Raw genomic sequence first — 23156 nt, 5'->3', positions numbered from 1 at the left:
CAGAAAATTAAATAAATTAATCTATCTAAGGAGGAAATATTAATGAAGAATCATGCCAAAAAACTTGTAATGGGTTCAGTTATTGCCTCAATTTCATTAAGCTTGATGGCTTGTGGGAATAATCAAACTTCGAGTACTGAAAAGTCCGACTCAACCAAAAAGACGGGAGACATTTCTGGGAAGGTTACACTTTGGACTGCTTCGTTAGCTGGAGAGCCATTTGATACATACTTCAAAAATATTGAGAAGGAATTCGAAACACTTCATCCGAAAGTAAATGTTGTAATACAGGATGTACCTCAAGATCAAATGGAGCAAAAAGTTTTAACTTCTCTTACAGGAAGCGACGTGCCAGATGTTGTAAACTTAAACCCTCACTATATGTCCAATATTGCAGCACAAGGTGGTTTACTTGATTTATCAGATTTTGTAAGTGATAAGACAAAGGAATCGTATTTAGAAGGTCCTTTTCAATCAGGCATGTATGATGGAAAGCTTTATGCTTTGCCTTGGTATTTAACAACAACTGTCTCTTGGTTTAACGGCCAATCTTTTGACAAAGCTGGCGTTAAAGAGCTTCCTTCAACATTGCAAGGAATTTATGAAACTGCAAAAAAGGTAAAAGAGGCAACTGGAAAGCCATCATATTATGCAGTTATAAACGATGGTAATACCATTATGGAAAAAATGGCATCACTAGCAAATGGTCAACCGATTGTAAAAGATGGAAAAGCTATATTTAAAGATAACAAAGATATTCTTGAATTTTTTACTTTAACTCAAAAAATGTATAAGGAAGGAATCATTCCTCAAGAAAATGCGGAAGGCTCAATTAAAACAGGTCAAGAATTATATATGGCAGGAAATGTTGCATTTCTTGAAGGTGGGGTAACATTCCTTGGACCAGTCGAGCAAAGTTCCCCAAACGTTTATAAAGAATCAAAATCTGGCCAGCCATTAAATTCACCTGAAGCACCAGTAAATGTGGCGGTAATGAACTTTGCTGTACCATCGAAAACACATAACAAAGATGCAGCTGTAGCTTTAGCTGAATTTGTTACAAATTCCAAAAATCAGTTAGAGTTTGCTAAAACAGCAGGCACTGTTCTACCTTCTACAACAGAGTCTTTACAAGATAGCTATTTCAAAAATCCAGGGGATTCACCAAAGGCTTTTGGAATGTTAGAAGCCTCTAAATCTTTACTACGAGCTAAAGTATTAATTCCACCTACAGAAAATAGTGCAGAGTTACGTGAATCAACAAAAAATATCTTTGTAAAAAACTTACAAGGTAAGTTAACTCCAAAGGAAGCATTAAAGGAATTATCTTCAGAGTGGAACAAAGCATTTGAAAAATCAGGTGAAAAAGTAACATTCTAACGAACAAGAGACTAGCTTTTTTGCTAAAGAGCTAGTCTCTAATATTTAAAAGGAGAGTTCAAGATGAGTAGGGAATCAGTTATTTTACCTCAAACTAATCAAAGCAACGTTAATGTTGGTCGAAAAACAGAAACGCGTAGGCGGCGTACGAGAATCTTTACACCATGGTTGTTTTTACTTCCATCGATTCTGATTTTGGGCATTTTTCTTATTATTCCAATCATAGAAGCTTTTAAATGGAGTTTCCTAGACTATAAAATCATTGCGGGTACCGGCGAATACGTTGGTTTAGCCAATTTTAAAGAGATATTTTCAGATAAAGATTTTTGGAATGCGCTAGTTAACACACTTTTATTTTTGTTAATCGTTCTACCAATGAATGTCTTTTTACCAATGATTTTAGCAGTGCTAGTCAACCAAAAAATTAAAGGAGTAAGCACATTCCGTATCCTTTATTACTTACCAGTTATTACCCCAATGGTTGTTGCAGCATTAATGTGGAAAATGCTCTATTCTCAAAGTGGGATCATTTCGGACTTGTTAGTAAAGTTAGGCGTATTTCACTCGCCAACAAACCTTTTAGTTCAGTCGACTACAGCATTAATAGCAGTTTCAGCCATTACGATTTGGAAAGGGCTAGGCTATTACATGATAATCTTTTTAGCAGGCCTTCAATCAATTCCAAAAGACGTTTATGAATCTTCTAGTATTGATGGAGCCTCGATTTTCCAGCAGTTTAGAAGCATTACGGTTCCTATGTTAACGCCATCTGTGACATTGGTATCGGTAATGACTATTATCTCAGGCATGAAAGTGTTTGAAGAAATTGCTTTAACAACTGGTGGCGGTCCATCTGGGGCCACAACAACGCTAGTTATGTATATCTACAATAAATTTATGAGTCTTCACGTCAGCACTGCATCAGCAGCAGGTTTGGTTTTATTGCTACTTGCGATAGGTGGCTCATTATTACAAATGAAACTAACAAGTAAACGTGAAAATGATTTAAGAGCATAAAAAGAGGTGGGAGAAAAAATGAAATTAAAAAGAATGACGCAGAGAATCTGGCTTTATTTCATATTGATATTTATTACCTGTATAACAGTTGGACCATTTCTCATAACGATTTTTATGTCTTTAAAGTCTTCTGGAGAAAGCATTTATGGTAATATGTTGCCACAACATCCAACAATTTCAAACTTTGTGAACGCTCTTGACAAAGCTAATTTCACTTCTTATTTCTTAAATACGTTCATTGTTACGGCTATTTCAATTCCATTGAATTTATTATTTTGTAGTCTAGCTGCTTATCCTCTTGCAAGAATGGACTTTAGAGGACGTAGTGTGGTATTAGCATTAATTATTTCAACAATGATGGTTCCTTTCCAGCTTTATATGGCTCCTTTATTCCAATTGGCCGGGAATCTTGGACTACGAAACACTCATCTTGGATTGGTGGTTATGCAAGTATCAACGGCTTTTGGGATCTTCTTAATGCGTCAAGCTTATCTTAGAATACCGAAGGAGCTAGAGGAATCAGCTTTTTTAGATGGAGCAAATCGTTTTAAAGTATGGTACATGGTTGCACTACCGCTTGTAAAACCCACACTTGTTACACTTGCGATTTTTACCTTTATGGGTACATGGGGCGATTATTTATGGCCATTATTAAATTCGACAGAGAGTAGCATGTATACCTTATCAATTGGTCTAGCACAGCTTTCTCAGAATTTTGATGGTGCCAATATGAAATTGATTAGCGCCGCATCTATCTTAACTACGACACCGACATTGGTGGTTTTTATCTGGCTGCAAAGGTACTTTATATCTGGAGCAACAGATGGAGCTGTAAAAGGATAATACTATTAACTTGGTTAGATTTTTTAATGAAAAAATCAAGTCAAACTAAAAAAGTTCGTAGAGAAAAACTGTTAGTCAGTTTTACAATAAACCATATAAGGGGTGAATCAATTGAGTACTACAATATCTTTCTTTGGGCGGGAGTTACCAGTTATTTATGATGTGGATTGTGTTATCGTTGGCGGCGGTACAGCGGGAGTTGCAGCTGCTATTTCATCTTTAGAGGAGAATATTTCAACATTGGTCGTAGAGAAAAGCATCTCTCTTGGAGGTACACAAACTAATTCACTCGTTTCCCCTATGATGCCAACCTATGTGAAATTACAGCGAGTAAATCATCTAATTATTAATCGACTAAATGAAGAAGGCATTAATACCAATGACGGAACAACAACTTGCAGTTGGTTTAATGTGGAAACTTTACTCTATGTGCTCGAACAATTAATTATAGAACGTCACGGACAAATATTGTATGAAGCAAATTACATTGATTGCATAAAGGATCAAGATAAAATCGCTTATATTATTGTCAATACCTGTAATGGATTAGCAGCCATAAAGGGAAAGACTTTTGTTGATGCTTCAGGAGATGCCGTACTGTCTAGGTCAGCTGGAGTATCAGTAGAATCTGGAGATAAAAAAGGTCAAAACCAGCAAATCTCCTTTCGATTTGAAATGGGCGGCATTGATATTGCACGTTTACGTGAATTTATTCTCTCGCAAAATGAGACATTTTGTAAGATAAAAAATCCCGACTTTTTTGAAATCGCCATGGTTCCAGGCAAAGGGCATGTATTAGAACCAATATTTTTAAAGGGACTTGAAAATGGTGATTTACAAGAAGAGGACCTTCGCTATGTTCAAGCTTTTACCCAACCAGGAAAACCTACTGTAATGTCTTTTAATTGCCCCCATATTCCAGGGATTTATCAAACAACGGATCCAATCCTTCGCTCCCAAGCAGTAATAAAGGGACGACAAATGATTCGACGGCTTTCATGCTTTTTACCAAAGTATATACCAGGCTTTGAAAAGGCATTTTTATTAAAAGAAGCCAATCAGCTTGGTATACGTGAATCGTTTCGAATTGTTGGTAAATATATGCTAACAGAGAAAGATTATTTAGACCGTGCAAAATTTGCAGACGGAATTGCTAGGGGTGACTGGTATATTGATGTTCACAGTGTGGCTAAAGATCAAGTCGAAGAAGCGAAACTTTCACGTGGTGAATATTATGAAATTCCTTATCGTTCACTAATAACGGATGTAGTGAGCAATCTGATTGTTGTAGGCAGGCATATTTCTAGTACATTTTTGATGCAAGCATCCCTAAGAATTCAACCTACAGTCAGAGACATTGGTGAAGCAGCAGGGATCGCATGTGCCATTTCGGTGAGACAAAATATTGATCTTAATAAAATAGATGGCTCCCACATTAAACGACTGCTTAAGTTGGAGGAAGCTTAAAATGGATAACATAAAAGAAGTACATATATTAAACCATACGCATTGGGACCGAGAGTGGTATGAAAGCTTTGAAGAATTTAGATATAAACTGAGAAATGGAATACGATATGTACAAGAGTTACTATCTAACGGTCAAATAGATAACTTTTTTTTAGATGGCCAGACCATCGTGATTGATGATTATAAAGAAGTTGTGAGTAAAGAAGAATTTGAACGTTTTACTTCATTTATTACGCAAGGAAAAATTGAAGTGGGACCATGGTATTTGCTTGCAGATGAATTTCTTGTTTCTGGAGAATCTATAATAAAAAATTTAGAGCTAGGTACGAGTATAGCTAAATCATTATGCTCTTCTTTTAATATTGGCTACCTACCAGATACATTTGGTCATATAAGCCAAATGCCACAAATTCTCAAAAGTTTTCATATTGAGAATGCACTTCTTTTTCGTGGAGCAGTATCAGAACAATTTGAAAATATTTGGGAGGGAGCAGATGGGAGTAGCGTATTTACGTTTGTTTTACCTCTATTTGAAGGATATTATCAAACCTTTTTAAAACACAATACATATCAAGATGAAACAAGAAAATACTTGGAATCAAGTGCTCCATTTTTAACACACGGAAGAGCTTTGATTATGAACGGTGCTGACCATACTTTTACAGGTTCCGATTTAAATAATAAATTAAACCAATTGAAAAAGGATTTTCCAAAAATTGAGTTTAAGCAATCATTGATGTCTCAGTATTTGGAGTCGTTTGAAGAGAAGAAAGCTTTAAGAACCATTAGTGGTGAGCAGCGTGACCCATCAAAAATTTTTATCCTACCTGGGGTTTTATCTACCCGTACGTATTTGAAAAATCAAAATCAACAGTGTGAAGATTTAGCCATTGGTGTTATGGAGGCTTTGAATGTATGGACCAACGGAAGTACGAACTCTACAAAATTTATTGAATATGTATGGAAATTACTTCTACAAAATCAGCCTCATGACAGTATTTGTGGTTGCAGTGTGGATGAAGTGCATAATGAAATGGAAACAAGATCACAAAAGGTGATAAGTGCGATTAGCCAATTTGCCAAGGATATCTTAAACGATCAATTCCCTTTTGAATTTTTAGATAGTTCAAAGGATAATACTTATTTGTATTTAATTAACAATACGCCATTTTTAGAGGTGTATCCTGTGGATGCGACCATTCGTATCCCAGCTGAACAGGACTTAGGTGCTATTGCACTTTATCATGATGATAAACCAATTCGTTTTGATGTTGTGAACAGGGAAAAAAGAGAAGAGTTTCTTCGCCATATTTTAGCTGAACCTCATTATACTGAATATGTAACCTATCATGTAAAGTTTACAATGCCATTTGATGGAGCCGAGATTAAAAAGGTACGAATTGAACGAGTAAAAGAAGCAAAGGAAATCAAATTAACTAGAGAACAAAATTTTATTGAAAATGAATATTACAAGATTACATGGAATGATGAGGGTCTGCAAATTATAGATAAGGAAGAAAATATTACATATAAAAATCAACATCAGTTTCTGTCTTCATTGGATGCTGGAGACACCTATAACTATTCTCCTCCAATAAATGACATGATTAGTAAAGCAATAATAACTGGTGTATGTAACTTAAATGTAGGAAAAACGTTTCAAAGTGTGACAATTCAGTATGAAATGAAACTTCCTGCTTCATTAAACGTGAATAGAACTGGTCCAAGTAATGAATATGTATTAAATAAGATGGTTACTAATGTTACCCTCTATCATGGAAAGAGATTCATTTATTTTAAGACAAAAGTTGATAATGTTGCAAAGGATCAGAAACTACGTGTTGGTTTTGATTTAGGGGCGGAGTGTAATGTAAGTTATGCTGATACTGCCTTTGACATAATGGAACGTCCCACAATACGACATAAGATTTTGGATATGTCGAAAAATAAGGAAGCTGTTATGAACCAATATCCAACTAGTTCCACAGTCATAGCAAATCAACATCAACTTGTTCATCGCGGTCTACATGAATATGAAGTAGATGAAATTGAAGGTAATGATTTTGCATTTCTAACCATCATTAGAAGTGTAGGCTGGTTATCAAGACGAGATCTACGCACCCGTGGAAATGGAGCTGGACCTGGATTTGAAACACCAGGTGCTCAATGCATAGGCACTTATACATTTGAATACGGTCTAATTTTAGGCAAGGGACAAATGTCTCTTAATCATCAAATGATGCTGCGGCAGGCGGTTTTGAGTCAGCAATCGTTCAAATTAAGAAATGAGCAGAAACTTTTCAGCCAATCATCCTCGGTTATTGTATTTTCTTCATCTATTCAGAAGGAAGAAAATACATTTGATATTCGACTGTTCAATCCATCAACAAAAGAAGAGAAGACTGAACTATGTTTTGGATTTGAACCGGTTGATTTATTGGAAGTGGACTTTACTGGAAAAGTGAAAACTAGTCATCAACCATTACAACATATCACCATTACCTTTAAATCAAAAGAAATCAAGACAATTCGTGTAAGAAGAAAGGGTAATTGTTTTATCAATAGAAATGAAGGTGTTCAATTATGAGAAAGTTTTTAGCATTCGATATAGGCGGAACATTAATTAAATATGGTGTTCTTTTCGAGAACGGAACATTCATTGATAAATATGAATCTCCAACAGAGGCACATTATGGGGGGGCGTCCATATTAAATAAAGTTAAGGAATTTGGTCAGATCCTAATAAAACAACATGATATAAGTGGGGTCTGTATTAGTTCCGCAGGTCAAGTAGATTCCAAAGAAGGCATTATCTTATATGCTTCACCACTTATACCTCATTATACAGGTACACAGCTAAAGCGCGAATTGGAAAATTTTTTTGGATTACCTGTTGAAGTGGAAAATGATGTGAACTGTGCTGGTTTGGCTGAGTCATGGATTGGAACTGGCAAGGATGCCAAGAGCTTATTCTGTTTGACGATCGGCACTGGAATTGGTGGAAGTTATATCGTTGATAATAAACTCCATACTGGGCACAGCTTCAGTGGGGGGGAAATTGGCTATATCCCGATAGAAGGAAGTCAGTTTGAAGAATTAGCTTCGACGAGAATACTGATTAGGAATGTAGCACAACGAAAAGGTATTCCTGAAAGTGATTTAAACGGCAAAAAGATTTTTGAGCTAGCAAAACAAAAAGATCAGATTTGTATAGAAGAGATTGATCGCTTAGTTTATTATTTATCAAAAGGTATAGCCACAATTACTTATATTATGAATCCGGAAATGATTATTATCGGCGGGGGAATTACTGCACAAAAAGATTATCTTTATCCATTAATAATGAAGCAACTTGAAAAGGATATTCTCCCTAAGATTTTAGAAAAAACAAAAATTAAAATAGCTCAAAACCTTAATAACGCTGGAATGATTGGAGCACTTCGCCACTTTTTGCTTCAGGAATCTTTACAACCTTTAAAAAGCATCACTACCATAATTGAATCTAACCAGTCTCACTTAACTAAGCGGGAGCAAATAATTGCAAAGTATATTATTTCGAATGTAGAGAGCGTTCCCAATAAAACGATTTCTGAGCTTTCACGTCAAATTAATGTTTCAGAAGCAACGATTACGAGATTCTGTCAAAAGCTAGAGTTTGGTACTTATAATAACTTACGCTTGTTGGCAAAAGAAGCCTCGGTGAGCACGCGTCTTCATGAACAATCGGAACTTACAAGCCTAACTGAGGTTAAACAAACTTATATAGATATGCTAGATAAATTTAATTCTCTACATCAAGTAAAGGATATTCAAAAATCGATCGGTAAAATGGTCCAATCTAAGCAAATATATTTGTACGGATTGAATGAAATGGCTTTAATTGCTGAACAATTAAAATTTAAGTTGATGAAACTGGGAATTTCAGCAAATTCATTTATATCAAGCTATCAAATGGAAATGTCCACGTTTTCGTTAACAAAGGATACAGTCGTAATTGGAATGAGTGTATCTGGGTATTCACCAGAAATCGTAAAAATAATAGATTTCGCTAAGAAGGTTGGGTGTCCTACTATTGGGATCACAAGCCAACAGGATTCTCCTTTATCACTTTTACCTGATATACGATTGATGATTCCTGCTACACAAGTGATAGAAGGGGAAAGCAATTTAATAAGAGAGGTCTCTGTCTATTTCTTATTAGATATTATTCTAAAGGAATTACAGGTTAAGCAGTATATAGAAGAACAGAAAATCAGTAATTCGTTTTAATCTAATTTAGATGGGATGCTATTTATAGGTATCCCTTTCACTTTTTTAGTTGGATAAGGAGTGAGAAGATGAACCTTTTTGATCTGCCACTGAATGAACTGCGGACTTATAAACCAAAACAGACGAAGATGGCCGATTTTACCGATTTTTGGGATAGCAAGATTGCAGAAAATAAAAAATATGCATTAAATATTGAAGTGATAAAAAGAGTTTATTATGTCCCTGGGGTTCATGTATATGATGTTTACTTTGACGGGTTTCGTAATTCCCGTATCCATGGTGTCTTTGTATGCCCTGAAAATGTGAAACCTAGTGCAACAGCATCAGTTATTTTCCATGGGTATAATTGGAATACACTTCAAGTGCATTACGCCTTTAAGTATGTTGTTCAAGGGATTCCGGTGTTAATGGTTGGGGTACGTGGGCAAAATGTCAAATCCCCTGATAAAAATCAATATGAACATGGTGGCTCAACTGGCTGGATGACGCTGGGCATTGAGAATCCCAATAATTATTATTACGCCTATGTCTATATGGATTGTTTTCGAAGTGTGGATGTTGTTAGAGAGATTTCAGGTAAAAAGTCTGTATTTGTCGAGGGTGGAAGTCAAGGTGGGGCACTAGCTATTGCTGTAGCAGCTTTACAAAAAGATATAGTACTAGCTTTATCTGATGTACCATTTTTAACCCATTTTGTACGATCAGTTCGCATATCCACTGAGGGGCCATATAATGAAGTTTATCATTATTTTAAGGTACATGATCCGTTACATGAAACAAGTAAACTTGTTTATGAAACATTAAGCTATTTTGATTGTATGAATTTAGCAGATTGGGTGGTATGTCCCACATTGGTTGGAGTAGGATTAGAAGATAATGTTTGCCCTCCATCTAGTGGATTTGCTTTATACCATCACTTAGGTGGAATTAAAGAGATTAAGGCATATCAAGAACATGCACATAGTCTGCATCCAGTTCATGAAGAGGAAAAGTTGAAATTTGTTGCTATTTACAGTTCTGTTTGAAGTAATTAATTTTTTAGTTTTACAGTAATACAAAATAACAAGAAAGGAAATATAACATGAAAATTGCTTATATACCAATCGACGAACGTCCATGTAATGTTACCTATGTCCAAATGATTGCAAGTTCTTCAACAGATGTTGAATTAATAATGCCTAATTTAGAATTACTTGGAAAAAAGAAGGAAGCAGGAGATACAGAAGGTCTTTGGACTTGGATTAGAAGGATCTCCGGTCAGGTAGACGCATTCATATTAAGCATTGATATGTTGATTTATGGTGGCTTACTTCCCTCGAGATTACATTACTTAGAAGAAAATATAAGAACAGTATGGGTGGAACGCTTACGTGCTCTTCGCAGGGACTATCCAAAACTTGAAATCTATGCATCCAATTTAATCATGCGTACCCCAAAATATAGTTCAAGTGACGAGGAACCTGAATATTATGAGCATTGGGGACAAGAGATTTTTTTACGTGCTTATTTAATAGATAAGCAAAAGCGTGAAGAGTTATCACAGGACGAGCAAAAACAATTGGACAACATTATCGAAATACTACCTGAAAAATTTATAAAAGATTATGAAACTAGACGTCAATTTAACTTGGCCATTAATCTTCAGATGCTCGAGCTTGTACATGAAGGAGTATTGACGTTCTTATCTATTCCTCAAGATGATAGTGCTGAGTTTGGGTATACAGCGATGGATCAAAGTGATGTAGCTAGTATGCGTGAAAATCTTCGTTTGCATAAAAAAGTACATATGTATCCTGGAGCTGATGAAGTAGGAGCAACTTTACTATCTAGAGCCTACAATGCGTGGAAGAACCAGCGACCAAAGATTTTTCCAATTTGGAGCAGTACACTTGGACCGCAGTTAATTCCGATGTATGAAGACCGACCTTATGCCGAAAGCTTGAAAGCACATGTTTTAGCAGCAGGTTGTCAATTAGTCGATACTGCTGAAGGTGCAGACCTAATTCTTGCATATAATACTCCAGGGCGTGTAATTCAGGAATCGTGGGAGCAATCTAAAAAGGATATTACTTATACAAGCTTTCGAAATATGTTGTCGTTTGTAGATCAAATAAAATCTTTTATTTTATCTGGCAAAAAAGTTATAGTAGCAGACTCAGCTTTTGCAAATGGCGGAGATCGCGAATTAATTACGTTGTTAGATGAAGAGAAAATTTTAGACAAACTTGTCTCATACAAAGGCTGGAATACAAATTGCAATTCACTTGGAACAACAATTTGCCAAGGCGTGTTAGGCAAGGAAGGTGACTCTTTATTAATTAAGAAAAATCTAATCTATCATCTCCTAGATGATTACTTCTACCAGGCAGAAATTCGAATGGAGATGGTTGCTGATTTCCTTCCAAAATATAATTTAACTTATTTTGACTTAGGTAAGTTAGCTCCGCTTGTTAATCAAGAGCGTGACGAGAGGTTATTAAAGAGATTTAATAATCAAATTCTATTTAGCTTTAAAGATATCAAACTTGAAAATGTTGCTACGTTTGCTCCATGGAATCGAATGTTTGAGTGCGGGATTGTAATAAATTATAAAATAAAAGAGGTGTAATAAGTTGTTGACACAAATAAAAGGCGGGTTGGTTGTTTCTTGCCAAGCATTAGAGGATGAACCATTATATAGTTCTGAAATTATGAAAAGGATGGCTGATGCTGCTTGTAGAGGAGGAGCCGTCGGTATTCGTGCTAATGGAGTTGAAGATATAAAAGCGATTAAAAGTTATATAGACTTGCCAATTATTGGAATTATTAAACGAGAATACAAAGATTCAAAGGTCTACATTACTCCTACAATGAAAGAGGTTGAAGAACTCGTTGAAAGTGGCGCTGATTTAATCGCCATTGATGCCACAAATCGTTTACGTCCTGACGGGATAAAGTTAATAAATTTTATGGAACAAATAAAAAAAAGGTTCCCTAATCAAAAATGGATGGCAGATTGTGCAACACTCCAAGAGTGTTTAACAGCTGAGGCATTAGGTTTCGACTGTGTAGGTACGACCTTATACGGCTACACAGAAGAGACAGAAGGAAAAAAACTTTATCATAATGACTTTGAATTTTTAAAGCAAGTTGTTAGTACGGTTAATGTACCAGTGATTGCTGAAGGTAACGTTAATACCCCTGAAATGGCAGTTACTGCACTAAAATATGGTGCATACTCTGTAGTTGTTGGAGGAGCTATTACTCGTCCTCAGCAAATCACAGAGCGATTTGTTAAAGCTATGGAATCGTTGGTAATATAACATTTAATGGTAGATTAACATATTGGAGTTGAACAAGAACAAAAAATATACAAGGTACTTTGGGATAATAATTGTAAAAGGTTCTTCGGTGAGATGAGCCTTTTTGGGGTTATAATTCTCTAGATTACTCCTATTTCTTATATAGTAGACGGCTTTTTCACATGTCTAATATAAGGGGATGATATCAATTTTGTGATCATATTCTTTTGTTCAAATCAACAAATTACTTTAACAGAGACTTAATTTTAAAAAATCACTGAAATAATTAAACGTAAATCTAATTAAAGCAGTCGTTCATAAAAGAAGTAATCCTTAAAATCAATGCTATTTCAATTTGTTACTTTTTAAAATAAATAATAAAAACCGTTTTATCTTGCATTTTTCAAGTATAATGAATCATATTCAATTAATGAATATGATTTTTCTTTGGGAGAAATCTATACATATATCGAAAAAAAACAAAAACGAGGTTAAGAAATGACTAAAAAAAATTATGCGGACTATCATCTAAGTGATGAAATTAAAAGAGCACTTGCTGTATTAAAATACGAGACTCCAACTGAAGTTCAGAGTAAAGTTATACCATTGGCAATGGAAAATCAAGATTTAGTCGTAAAATCTCAAACAGGAAGTGGCAAAACGGCCGCTTATAGTATTCCTATTTGCGAAATGATCGAATGGGAGGAAAAAAAACCACAGGTTTTAATTCTAACTCCAACTAGAGAGCTTGCAGCTCAAGTCCGTGAAGATATTACGAATATTGGAAGATTTAAACGTATAAAAGTGGTGGCCTTATATGGTAAAGAACCGTTTACTAAACAAAAGGTAGAATTGGAACAAAAAACACATGTAGTAGTTGGTACACCTGGAAGGGTTATGGACCATCTTGAACGAGAGACCCTCGATCTAGATCAAATAAAATATCTTATCATTGATGAAGCTGATGAGATGCTTAATAAAGGTTTTATCGATGAGGTAGAAGCAATCATTAACCAGCTGCATTTATATCGGGTAACGATGGTTTTTTCTGCAACCTTACCAAAAGATGTTGAAAAACTCTGCCATGAATATATGAAAGATCCGATTCATATTGAGATTGAATCAACCGGTGTAACGGCTAATACAATTGAACATTTTTTAATAGAAGTGAAAGAGGAAGAAAAAATTTCACTCCTTAAAGACCTTACGGTTGTAGAAAACCCTGATAGCTGTCTTATTTTTTGCCGAACGAAAGAAAATGTTGATACTGTGTATAGTGAACTGGAAAAAGCTAATTATTCATGTGAAAGACTCCATGGGGGACTGGAACAAGAAGACCGTTTTGCTGTAATGGACGGATTTAAAATAGGGAACTTTCGCTATCTAGTGGCAACAGATGTAGCTGCTAGAGGTATTGATATTGATAATGTAACATTAGTCATCAATTATGACGTTCCTATGGAAAAAGAGAGCTATGTGCACCGTACTGGAAGAACTGGCCGTGCTGGCAATAAAGGAAAAGCAATTACGTTTTCGACACAGTTTGAAGGAAAGTTCGTTAAAGCAATTGAAAATTACATCGGATTTCAAATACCTACTATTGAAGCTCCTAGTCATCAAGAGGTTGTTAGTGGAAAAGCAATCTTCGAAGAAAAACTTAACAGCAGGCGAGTAGTAAGAAATAATAAAACAGCCCGAATTAATCAAGATATTATGAAACTTTACTTCAACGGAGGAAAAAAGAAGAAAATACGTGCTGTTGATTTTGTTGGAACAATCGCAAAAATCCCTGGAGTGTCAGTAGATGATATTGGCATAATAAGCATTCATGATCAGATGTCATATGTTGATATTCTGAATGGAAAAGGATCACTAGTTTTACAAGCTATGGAGAATGCGACGGTCAAAGGAAAAAAATTAAAAGTGAGTAAAGCAATTAAATAGAAGTATAAGTACTAGCATTTAAATCTAAATATTATTCAATTCTCAAATATTTAAGTGACATTAGAATAAAAAAGTCGATTTTCGCAAAAACGGAAATCGACTTTTTGTTCTACATTGATATTCAATACTTTGAAAAAAAGGAGACACTATTTTCAATCAATTTTATTTTACAAACAAGCTTCTAATGCAAGTTTCATCATTTGATCGAATGATGTTTGTCTTGCTTCAGCACTTATCTCTTCATGAGTAACTAAAGAATCTGAAATAGTAAGTAAACATGCTGCATTTTTTCCTAAGACTTTCGCATTATGGAATAGTGCATAGCTTTCCATTTCTGTACAAATACACTTATGCTCATTATAAAAATTAACAAAGTTTGGAACTGAACTTTCATAATAAAAAACATCACTAGAATGTATTCTTCCTTTAACAATAGGAGTATTGATCTGCTTTGCAGTATCTTCAATTTTGTTTGTTAATGATTCACAAGGATACTGAATATCACTTTCAACGCCTGCTTGAGTCTTTGCATAGGTAGATTGACTCCAAGCACTATCTACAAGCACAATATCGTGTATATTTAGTTCATCTGTATAAGCTCCAGCACTACCAACACGGATAATATTTTCTACATCATAAAATTTATATAATTCGTATGAATAAATTCCAATACTTGGCATGCCCATACCAGATCCCATGACAGATATTTGTTTTCCTTTATAAGTTCCTGTATAGCCAAACATATTACGTACTGTATTAAATTGCACTGGGTTTTCTAGATAATTTTCTGCTATATATTTTGCACGTAATGGATCTCCTGGCATTAAAACTGTTTTTGCAATTTCTCCTGATTTAGCTGTATTATGTGGCGTTGTCATATGATTTTCTCTCCATTTCTATACTAATAATTTATTTAACTAATCCATACAACATTTATTCTTACTCATTTCGCATGTTAATTTCTCTTAACGTTATCATTCTTTCCTAATATGTTTCCGTTTACAAAATAAAAAAAACATTTTTCGAAATAGTGATAAATTAATACTATGAAGTATAGTTGTATAATTAGTTGTCTATTAATTTTCAACTAAATTATATTTCAATAAAATAGATAAATCAATAGCAACTTAAATACACTTAGGTATTTATACTTATAAAATTCTAGGTACTTTATTTAAAAGTAAAACTAATTATGTTTCCCGTTTCCACTTCAATAGACAAGTTTGCGAATAATTCATAACTCGATATAATAAGCATAAGGAGTGTTGTTATGTCCGTAGAAAATAAAAAAAAATTACCTCTATACGTAGGGGTTTATGAAAAATTATTTAAATTAATTAATGAGGGAGTTTATCCGATTGGAAGTAAGCTTCCTTCTGAGCCAGAACTTTCTAAGATGATGAATGTTAGTAGAATGACTTTAAGACAGGGATTGGGTTTACTAAAAGAGGACGGTTATATTGAAACAATCCATGGACAAGGTAATTTTATCAAACAAAATGTGAATGTAAGAAGTGTTGGTTTAGAAAAAATAGATAATTCAGTTTATCAATGCTGTACAGAAACAATTGATGATGTAGATGCTTATTTAGAAGTTAGTTTTTCGGATGATTATGAATATGTTAAAAAGATTTTTAATCAAGATTCGGCAGTGTTAATCAGGTTTAATAGATGGTATAAAGCTAAAAATAAAATAGTCGCCCATGCTTACACAATGTTCCCAAGTGAGACAGCTTCCCTATATCAAATGAACCTAGGGGATCAGCAGGGAGTCCTAAAAATACTTGAAGAAGATATTTATAAGTTAATACATTCATCAACAATCGAAATAAAATTTACAGAATCAGTCCTTCCTTCTTCAAACTATGAATTATGTTCAACGAATAATTTATTCGTATTACTAATTGAAAATCTATTTGATTCAATGGGGAATATTGTACTTAAAAATAAAATTTATTTCCCAATCGAACTGAGTTTAATAAAAATAAATCGAATAAACAAATAGTGAAAGAGTTTAAAATAAAAGAAATGCTAACCACCAGGTGAAGTATGACAGTTTTTAGTCAAGAATTTTAAGTACATAAGATTGTGCACTTCCAATCAATTGTGAATCAAATGATGAACATTTCAGCAAACTATATCATATTTAATTGTTTTTAAAGGAGAGTCATATGATTAAACTTGTATTAATCAGACACGGTCAAAGTTTATGGAATGTTGAAAATCGGTTCACAGGTTGGACGGATGTTGATTTAACAAAGAGCGGGCTTTCTGAGGCAAGAGAAGCTGGTATCATTTTAAGGAAAAATGGATTTACATTTGATGTTGCCTATACATCAGTACTTAAAAGAGCAATTCGTACATTATGGATTATATTAAATGAGATTGATATGATGTGGATTCCTGTTTATAAAACATGGAGATTAAATGAACGACATTACGGTTCACTCCAGGGGCTGAATAAATCCGAAACAGCTCAAAAATATGGTGAAGAACAGGTTAATATTTGGCGAAGATCTATGAATGTTAGACCACCTGCTCTAAAACCTGATGATCCAAGATATGAAATAAATGAACCTCGTTATAAAAACTTGTTAAAAGGTGAATTCCCGCTTACTGAAAATCTGGAGGATACTGAAAAAAGAGTATTAAAATATTGGGATGAAGAAATTGCACCAGCCTTGCAAGCTGGCAAGAAGGTTATTATATCTGCACATGGAAATACGTTGAGAGGGATCGTGCAATATTTAGATCAAGTCTCCGCTAACGGAATTGCTTCGCTTAATATTCCAACAAGTATTCCTTTAGTTTATGAATTAAATGACGAACTAAAGCCTATTCGACATTACTATTTAGGTATGGATGGTGAACTTCCACCCGATGTTATCCCAAAACATATCCCAAGCGAACTGCTTGATCAATTTGATGATGATGATCATCAAAATATAACCATACAAGATGAGTAAAATACAAAAAAGGATGGGGTTAGCAATCGTGCTTCCCATCCTTTTCATTATGCTTCAGATAACTTTAGTTTTTTTATTTGTAATTGTACTAATCGGAAAGATAATGTTAGTGCTGACACTCCTAAACCAACTATTAATCCAACCCAATATCCTTTTGCGCCAAGATTCGTATTAGAAAGTGCATACCCAACTGGTAATGCGATTACCCAATAAGCTAAAATCATCATAATTAACGTGGCGTTCACATCTTTATAACCTCTTAATGCACCTTGAATTGGCGCTGCAATTGCATCAAATAGTTGGAACATAACTGCAAAGATTAAGAATCCGCCTGCCAAAATTTGTACAGATGGGTCATTTGTATACCATCCAGCTACATCATATCGGAATAAATAGATGATGATCCCAAAAAATGAAGCAATTGAAACTGCCATTACTAAACCAATTTTGCTATATTCTTTTGCATTTTGAAACTCTTTCGCCCCAACTTCATAGCCAACAGCTATTGTTAAAGCCATCGAAATACTTAATGGTACCATATAGAGTAGACTTGCAAAATTCATTGCAACTGTATGTGCAGCAATAGTTTCAGTATCAAACTCACTTAATAATAATGTTACGACCGAGAACACACTTACTTCAAAAAAGATACTAAGTCCAATTGGAACTCCTAATTTTAAAATACTTTTCCAAGTTCCAAATGAAATTGGAGGAAGTTTTTTAAATAGATTGAAGCTGCTAAATGGCTTTTTAGTTTTAATAATATATAAAGCAATTCCAAAAATAATCCAATACGTTATTGCAGACGCTACACCAGAACCAACACCACCTAAACGTGGTAGACCAGCTTTACCAAAGATAAGGAAATAGTTCAAAATTACATTAACTGGTACTGAAATAACAGTAATGACCATAGTAGTTTTTGTTTTACCTAAACCATCAATAAACTGACGAATGACTGTATATAGAAATAAAGGTAAAATTCCAAATGATAATGCGAATAAGAAATGAAGAGCAACACGATGAACTTTCGGATCAAGATTCATATGATTTAAGATTGGATGAATTGAAAATATACCAATCATAATAATGACAATTGCAATAATCCCAGCCAAATAAAGTGCTTGCATAACAAGAGGTGTTATTTTTTCATCCTGTTTTGCACCATTTAAATTTGCTACCATTGTTGTAATTGCGACTAAAATGCCAGTTAACCCCGTACTGATTGGGGTCCAAATACTAACACCTATCGCAACCCCTGCTAAATCTCCTGGACTACTATTACCAGACATGATTGTATCAAAAAATGACATCGAAAATAATGTCACTTGAGTGATTAAAATCGGAAGTAGTAGTTTAAAAAAGCGTGATATTTTATCCGTTTTAGTAGTATTCAATTGATCGACCTCCTAAACAAACACTTTTACAATTGTATCATGTTTTGGTTTAATAGCTATAATGAAATTATTCGGATAAATATTTTATAAAGAAAGTTGGTTTTAGATTGGGAAATCAAGTTGTTATCATTACAGGCGCAGGAAGTGGATTAGGAGCGTCAATAGCTAAAAAGTATTCTGAAAACGGAGCTCACATTTGTTTGTTAGGAAGAACTGAAAATAAACTTAGAGAAATTGGTAAACAATTACCTAACAATTATTCAATACATACTGTAGATGTTTCAGAACATGAAGATGTAAAAAGAGTTTTCGATACAATTATTCAAACATACGGAAAAGTTGATATTTTATTTAATAATGCAGGTGTTGGAATTTTTGATCTTGCGGAAGAATTAACTGAAGAAGCAGTACATAATATGATCGATATTAACCTAAAGGGAACTATTTTCTGTTCACAAGAAGTTTTAAAACAAATGAAAAAACAAGATAGTGGAACAATCGTTAATATTGTTTCTACTGCAGGTCTAATTGGAAAAGCAACAGAATCAGTTTATTGCGCAAGTAAATTCGGAGTTAAAGGCTTTACTGAAAGTTTGGTTGTTGAATTAACAGGAACACCAATCTCAGTATTTGCAGCATATATGGGTGGAATGAATACAGACTTTTGGGCCGGTATTTTTGATGAAGATAAAACTTCCAAAATGATGAATCCAGACGATATAGCTGAAATCATTATTGAAAATATAAAACCACGTAAAAATATATCCATACCTGAAATTATTATAAAAAACATAAAATAAGTATTAACCAAGCCGTCTTTTACACAAACTAAAGCCAAATCATTAAGGACTAAGTGAGGGATAAAAGATGAGCAAATCAAAAAAGAACAAAACGATTGATTCGAATCAAAATAATTTTGACGAATTATTACTTGAAGATCGAAAGATAGCAGATGATATTCCAATTGATTGGTTACCAAAAAGTGAACCGATTACAGAAACAATGTCATATAAAAATGCCAAAGATTAACTAGACTATTGTTTGAAAAGACTTGTTTCTATTGTTGCTTGTTTGAAATTGATTGAATAGGCTTAGTGGCCCGAAAATTAAGCGTTTTCATTCAGTCTAATTGGCAGGTTTTTTTGACTTTGACCGCAAACTGTAAAGAATAGCCTTTTTGGCTATTTTTTTTTATTTTGATATGGTATTATTATTGAAGCGTTTTATATTAAAGCCAATTCTTGGCATTAAAATACATAAAAAAAATGAAAAACAAGATATAGTTAGGAGAATCTTTAATGGAAAAAGTACTAGTTTTTGGTCACAAGAACCCAGATACAGATACAATTTGTTCTGCTATTGCATATGCAGAATTAAAAAAAGCATTAGGTGAAAATGCTGAAGCAATTCGTTTAGGTGAAGTAAGTGCAGAAACACAATTTGCACTTGATACATTTAAATCTGATGCACCACGTTTAGTAGAAAAAGTTGCAGCTGAAACAAATAATGTCATTTTAGTTGACCATAATGAGCGTCAACAAAGTGCTGATGATATCGAACAAGTTCGTGTCCTTGAGGTTATTGATCATCACCGTATAGCTAATTTTGAAACTAGCGATCCTTTATACTACCGTTGTGAGCCAGTTGGATGTACTGCTACAATTTTAAATAAATTGTATAAAGAAAATAATATCGAAATTAAAAAAGAAGTTGCTGGTCTAATGCTTTCAGCAATTATTTCTGATACATTATTATTCAAATCTCCAACTTGTACTGATCAAGATGTTGCTGCTGCAAAAGAACTTGCAGAAATCGCAGGTGTAAATGCAGAGGAATATGGTCTAGAAATGTTAAAAGCAGGTGCAAACCTAGCTGATAAATCAATTGAGTCTTTAGTTTCACTTGATGCGAAAGAATTCCAAATGGGTAATTATAAAGTAGAAATCGCACAAGTAAACGCAGTTGATACAAATGACGTACTTTCTCGTCAAACAGAATTAGAAAATGTACTTGAAGGTATCGTTGCTAATAAAGGATTAGACTTATTCTTATTTGTTGTAACTGATATTTTAACAAATGACTCAATCGCAGTTGCAAAAGGTACTGCTACTAATGCAGTTGAAAAAGCATACAATGTAACGTTAGAAAACAACACTGCTTTATTAAAAGGTGTTGTATCTCGTAAAAAACAAATCGTTCCAGTATTAACTGAAACATTCAATACACTTTAATTCTAAATTTAACAACAAAGTCTTTGAAAGGCTTTGTTGTTTTTTATAAATAGCTAATAAATGGGGGACTTGAAATGGAAAATTTAAAATATCCGATTGGCAGATTTACCATACCACCAAGCTACACTCCAAAACAACGTAAAGAATATATTAAAGTACTAAAAGATGCTCCGATTAAATATAAAGAAGCAATCACATCACTTACAGAAGAACAATTAAACACACCTTATCGTAATGGTGGTTGGACACCAAAACAAGTTATCCATCATGTTGCTGATAGCCATATGAATAGCCTCATGAGAGTTAAACTAGCTTTAACTGAAGAAAATCCTACAATCAAAGCGTATGATGAAAATGCGTGGATTTCATTAAGTGATTCCAATTTTGATTTTCATAGTTCTTTAAAAATAATCGAAGGTATTCACGAACGTTACGCAGTTTTACTTGAATCACTAACAGAGGAAGAGTTTAAGCGCACTTGTTATCACCCTGAGCTTAACATTAATATTAGTATAGATTTCATCTTAGCTTTATACGCTTGGCATAGCGAACATCATTTGGCTCATATTTATTTAGTGAAAAACAATTAAATTATTATTTATTTGTAGCAAAAATCAATGGAGAAGTCCCACCGCAGAAAAAATTTTCCACTTATATGATGGTTGGGTAAATATTATTTTTGTAATGGAGAAAAAACATTTAAAAAGAAGATCGAAAAAAATTATATATTAGATTATAAAGAACCCACTCAGCTAAAAGAGTGGGTTTAGTTCTTTTTACCTTATGGAACGGTTAGATTCTAAGTACTTCCTCATGAATATAAATATTTCCAAATTAACCCAAATTAGAACGGTGTCAAAGTCCATGTAGTACACATAAAAATAAAAATAGAGCAAAATAAGAAAAAGGTGTGAGCATGTACTACAAATTATTAAAGCAATATATTAAAAATTCAAATTTAAGTTTGACTGAAATAGCCAAAGAATTAAATAAGTTGGGCTTTTCAAAAGACAAAAGCTATTTAAGCAAATTACAAAATGCGAAATTGACTCCACCAGAAGAAAAATTAACTAGAGCGATTGCAAAAGTGACTGGTGGAAATGCTGAAGATTTAATTTGGTGTGCTTATATTATTAATGCACCTGAAAGATTGAAAACTCCTTTACGAAATTTATCAGAAGAAGTATTCAATTCACAGAAAAAAATAAATAGTAATCTAAAATTTGATGTCGTCTATAAAGAGCAAAATGATGAGGATCGTTCAAAAATATTTGCTGAATTTATTAGACATTCACGATTACAAAAAAATCTATCAATAAAGTGCCTTGCAACAAAAGCAAATGTATCCCATTCATATATTTCACAAATTGAAAATGGCAAAAGAGGTATTCCGTCAACAGAAATTATTCGAAAGTTGGCAGATCCACTCGGTGTTCCTGTTATTGAATTGTTTCAAATAGGTGGATATTTGCCAATAGATGAAAATGATTGGATAGAAGGTATGAACCTCATACGCAAAGCTAATTCAATGCTAAACAATGAAGAAAAAGAGAAATTGTTGAGGTTAATAGAAGCTTTTTTAACATTGTCTTCATTACACTTTTTCTAATTATATAGAATAAATAAAAATGCAGGATTCAAGATTACTCCTTTGACATGCATTTTTTAATTCATCTGTTAAGCCTCTAATTTGGTAAATAGCAATACACCAAATGATGATTGCTTATATTTTATTAACAACAAACATACATTTACCAGATTAATCTAGTTTTCCTGCCGTTCTTCCTGCTATAGCGAGTGACAAAAACCAAATCCACGAAACTGCAATACAAGTTATCGAGAAAGCAATATTTTCAATTCCTAGCGTGTAAAAATTGTTTGAATCATAGACCTACCTAACTAAACATTTTATGTACTTTTCAAATCTTTTACGAATCTTGACTAAATTTGTAAATTTTAGGAAAGGATAGTAAGAAACTGTAAAAGGAAGTGAAGAGTATGTCACAACAATTTGACAATATACCTGATTATGAATTATTAGCGAATAATCCAGCATTATCTTTACATGAACTATCCTATCATTATGATATGAGTTTTAATGATATCGCTGAAATTAGAGGAATCTCTGTAGAAGATTTAGTAAATTACTATCAGACAAATACTTCTCACGATTCATTATTTTATTTTGAATAAAATATCCATAAAGCTGAGCCAATATCTATTGGAATCGGCTTTTTTTTGTATCGAATCACCTACTTACTCTATTGAAAAAAATTGTTAGAATACTAGAATTTTAGACAGACTTTACAAGTCGGATTGGGAATTTGGTTCAAAAAATGAAGTTAAGCCATTTTAGACTTA

General features: G+C 33.7%; 20 protein-coding genes. 18 read left to right on the top strand and 2 right to left on the bottom strand.

Annotation, left to right across the window (positions count from 1 at the left end; all coding sequences use genetic code 11):
• Positions 1–42: 42 nt before the first annotated feature.
• The 10 genes from MY490_RS11710 to MY490_RS11665 all read left to right on the top strand — a co-directional run bounded on the left by MY490_RS11710 (position 43) and on the right by MY490_RS11665 (position 14201).
• Positions 43–1380 carry an ABC transporter substrate-binding protein gene (locus tag MY490_RS11710; protein ID WP_248265879.1) on the top strand — a complete coding sequence of 446 codons (1338 nt, stop codon included), beginning with the start codon at positions 43–45 and terminating at the stop codon, positions 1378–1380.
• 63 nt (positions 1381–1443) lie between these two features.
• Positions 1444–2397 (top strand): carbohydrate ABC transporter permease, encoded by a 954-nt coding sequence (locus MY490_RS11705; protein ID WP_248265878.1) that lies wholly within the window; start codon positions 1444–1446, stop codon positions 2395–2397.
• Positions 2398–2430: 33 nt separating this feature from the next.
• Positions 2431–3240, top strand: a complete 810-nt coding sequence (locus MY490_RS11700) for a carbohydrate ABC transporter permease (RefSeq protein ID WP_248265877.1) — start codon at positions 2431–2433, stop codon at positions 3238–3240.
• 111 nt (positions 3241–3351) lie between these two features.
• Positions 3352–4707 (top strand): FAD-dependent oxidoreductase, encoded by a 1356-nt coding sequence (locus tag MY490_RS11695; protein WP_248265876.1) that lies wholly within the window; start codon positions 3352–3354, stop codon positions 4705–4707.
• Position 4708: 1 nt separating this feature from the next.
• Positions 4709–7294, top strand: coding sequence for a glycoside hydrolase family 38 N-terminal domain-containing protein (locus tag MY490_RS11690; RefSeq protein WP_248265875.1), 2586 nt, complete (start codon positions 4709–4711; stop codon positions 7292–7294).
• Positions 7291–8976: an ROK family protein gene (locus tag MY490_RS11685; protein ID WP_248265874.1), complete on the top strand. Its 1686-nt coding sequence runs from the start codon at positions 7291–7293 to the stop codon at positions 8974–8976. The genes MY490_RS11690 and MY490_RS11685 overlap by 4 nt, the downstream gene beginning before the upstream one ends.
• A gap of 68 nt (positions 8977–9044) precedes the next feature.
• On the top strand, positions 9045–10001 hold the full coding sequence (locus MY490_RS11680; RefSeq protein ID WP_248265873.1) for an acetylxylan esterase: 957 nt from the start codon (positions 9045–9047) through the stop codon (positions 9999–10001).
• A gap of 56 nt (positions 10002–10057) precedes the next feature.
• Positions 10058–11584, top strand: coding sequence for a DUF4127 family protein (locus tag MY490_RS11675; RefSeq protein ID WP_248265872.1), 1527 nt, complete (start codon positions 10058–10060; stop codon positions 11582–11584).
• A gap of 4 nt (positions 11585–11588) precedes the next feature.
• Positions 11589–12278, top strand: coding sequence for an N-acetylmannosamine-6-phosphate 2-epimerase (locus MY490_RS11670; RefSeq protein WP_248265871.1), 690 nt, complete (start codon positions 11589–11591; stop codon positions 12276–12278).
• A 477-nt stretch (positions 12279–12755) separates the two neighbouring features.
• On the top strand, positions 12756–14201 hold the full coding sequence (locus MY490_RS11665) for a DEAD/DEAH box helicase (protein ID WP_248265870.1): 1446 nt from the start codon (positions 12756–12758) through the stop codon (positions 14199–14201).
• Between the two features lie 167 nt (positions 14202–14368).
• Here MY490_RS11665 and deoD read toward each other — a convergent pair whose 3' ends face one another.
• Positions 14369–15079 carry a purine-nucleoside phosphorylase gene (deoD, locus tag MY490_RS11660; RefSeq protein ID WP_248265869.1) on the bottom strand — a complete coding sequence of 237 codons (711 nt, stop codon included), beginning with the start codon at positions 15077–15079 and terminating at the stop codon, positions 14369–14371.
• A gap of 392 nt (positions 15080–15471) precedes the next feature.
• Here deoD and MY490_RS11655 point away from each other — a divergent pair, with 392 nt between their 5' ends.
• The gene (locus tag MY490_RS11655; RefSeq protein WP_248265868.1) at positions 15472–16206 is read left to right on the top strand and encodes a GntR family transcriptional regulator; all 735 of its coding nucleotides are present in this window, start codon (positions 15472–15474) and stop codon (positions 16204–16206) included.
• A 166-nt stretch (positions 16207–16372) separates the two neighbouring features.
• Positions 16373–17167, top strand: a complete 795-nt coding sequence (gene gpmA, locus MY490_RS11650) for a 2,3-diphosphoglycerate-dependent phosphoglycerate mutase (protein WP_248265867.1) — start codon at positions 16373–16375, stop codon at positions 17165–17167.
• Positions 17168–17214: 47 nt separating this feature from the next.
• On the opposite strand, the gene MY490_RS11645 is transcribed toward gpmA, so the two are convergent.
• On the bottom strand, positions 17215–18564 hold the full coding sequence (locus MY490_RS11645) for an MATE family efflux transporter (RefSeq protein ID WP_248265866.1): 1350 nt from the start codon (positions 18562–18564) through the stop codon (positions 17215–17217).
• A gap of 107 nt (positions 18565–18671) precedes the next feature.
• Between MY490_RS11645 and MY490_RS11640 the strand changes: the two genes are divergently transcribed.
• The 6 genes from MY490_RS11640 (at position 18672) to MY490_RS11615 (ending at position 22988) form a co-directional block, all read left to right on the top strand.
• Entirely contained in the window at positions 18672–19364 is a 693-nt protein-coding gene (locus MY490_RS11640) for an SDR family oxidoreductase (protein WP_248265865.1), read from the top strand.
• Between the two features lie 67 nt (positions 19365–19431).
• Positions 19432–19593: a hypothetical protein gene (locus tag MY490_RS11635; protein ID WP_248265864.1), complete on the top strand. Its 162-nt coding sequence runs from the start codon at positions 19432–19434 to the stop codon at positions 19591–19593.
• 269 nt (positions 19594–19862) lie between these two features.
• Positions 19863–20795: a manganese-dependent inorganic pyrophosphatase gene (locus MY490_RS11630; protein ID WP_248265863.1), complete on the top strand. Its 933-nt coding sequence runs from the start codon at positions 19863–19865 to the stop codon at positions 20793–20795.
• Positions 20796–20869: 74 nt separating this feature from the next.
• A complete protein-coding gene (locus tag MY490_RS11625) occupies positions 20870–21385 on the top strand; it encodes a YfiT family bacillithiol transferase (protein WP_248265862.1) in 516 nt (171 codons plus the stop codon).
• 326 nt (positions 21386–21711) lie between these two features.
• Positions 21712–22404, top strand: a complete 693-nt coding sequence (locus tag MY490_RS11620; protein ID WP_248265861.1) for a helix-turn-helix transcriptional regulator — start codon at positions 21712–21714, stop codon at positions 22402–22404.
• A gap of 389 nt (positions 22405–22793) precedes the next feature.
• The gene (locus MY490_RS11615; RefSeq protein ID WP_248265860.1) at positions 22794–22988 is read left to right on the top strand and encodes a hypothetical protein; all 195 of its coding nucleotides are present in this window, start codon (positions 22794–22796) and stop codon (positions 22986–22988) included.
• Positions 22989–23156 lie beyond the last annotated feature (168 nt).

This window comes from Gottfriedia acidiceleris (genome assembly GCF_023115465.1).
Classification (GTDB): domain Bacteria; phylum Bacillota; class Bacilli; order Bacillales; family Bacillaceae_G; genus Gottfriedia; species Gottfriedia acidiceleris_B.
Note: the sequence above shows the minus strand (reverse complement) of the source record. Positions and strands in the feature narration are given on the sequence as shown.

Excerpts from the sequence above, each read along its gene's own strand:
- MY490_RS11710 (WP_248265879.1), top strand. The coding sequence starts at position 43 with ATGAAGAATCATGCCAAAAAACTTGTAATGGGTTCAGTTATTGCCTCA.
- MY490_RS11705 (WP_248265878.1), top strand. The coding sequence starts at position 1,444 with ATGAGTAGGGAATCAGTTATTTTACCTCAAACTAATCAAAGCAACGTT.
- MY490_RS11700 (WP_248265877.1), top strand. The coding sequence starts at position 2,431 with ATGACGCAGAGAATCTGGCTTTATTTCATATTGATATTTATTACCTGT.
- MY490_RS11690 (WP_248265875.1), top strand. The coding sequence starts at position 4,709 with ATGGATAACATAAAAGAAGTACATATATTAAACCATACGCATTGGGAC.
- MY490_RS11685 (WP_248265874.1), top strand. The coding sequence starts at position 7,291 with ATGAGAAAGTTTTTAGCATTCGATATAGGCGGAACATTAATTAAATAT.
- MY490_RS11680 (WP_248265873.1), top strand. The coding sequence starts at position 9,045 with ATGAACCTTTTTGATCTGCCACTGAATGAACTGCGGACTTATAAACCA.
- MY490_RS11675 (WP_248265872.1), top strand. The coding sequence starts at position 10,058 with ATGAAAATTGCTTATATACCAATCGACGAACGTCCATGTAATGTTACC.
- MY490_RS11665 (WP_248265870.1), top strand. The coding sequence starts at position 12,756 with ATGACTAAAAAAAATTATGCGGACTATCATCTAAGTGATGAAATTAAA.
- deoD (WP_248265869.1), bottom strand. The coding sequence starts at position 15,079 with ATGACAACGCCACATAATACAGCTAAATCAGGAGAAATTGCAAAAACA.
- MY490_RS11655 (WP_248265868.1), top strand. The coding sequence starts at position 15,472 with ATGTCCGTAGAAAATAAAAAAAAATTACCTCTATACGTAGGGGTTTAT.
- gpmA (WP_248265867.1), top strand. The coding sequence starts at position 16,373 with ATGATTAAACTTGTATTAATCAGACACGGTCAAAGTTTATGGAATGTT.
- MY490_RS11635 (WP_248265864.1), top strand. The coding sequence starts at position 19,432 with ATGAGCAAATCAAAAAAGAACAAAACGATTGATTCGAATCAAAATAAT.
- MY490_RS11630 (WP_248265863.1), top strand. The coding sequence starts at position 19,863 with ATGGAAAAAGTACTAGTTTTTGGTCACAAGAACCCAGATACAGATACA.
- MY490_RS11625 (WP_248265862.1), top strand. The coding sequence starts at position 20,870 with ATGGAAAATTTAAAATATCCGATTGGCAGATTTACCATACCACCAAGC.
- MY490_RS11620 (WP_248265861.1), top strand. The coding sequence starts at position 21,712 with ATGTACTACAAATTATTAAAGCAATATATTAAAAATTCAAATTTAAGT.
- MY490_RS11615 (WP_248265860.1), top strand. The coding sequence starts at position 22,794 with ATGTCACAACAATTTGACAATATACCTGATTATGAATTATTAGCGAAT.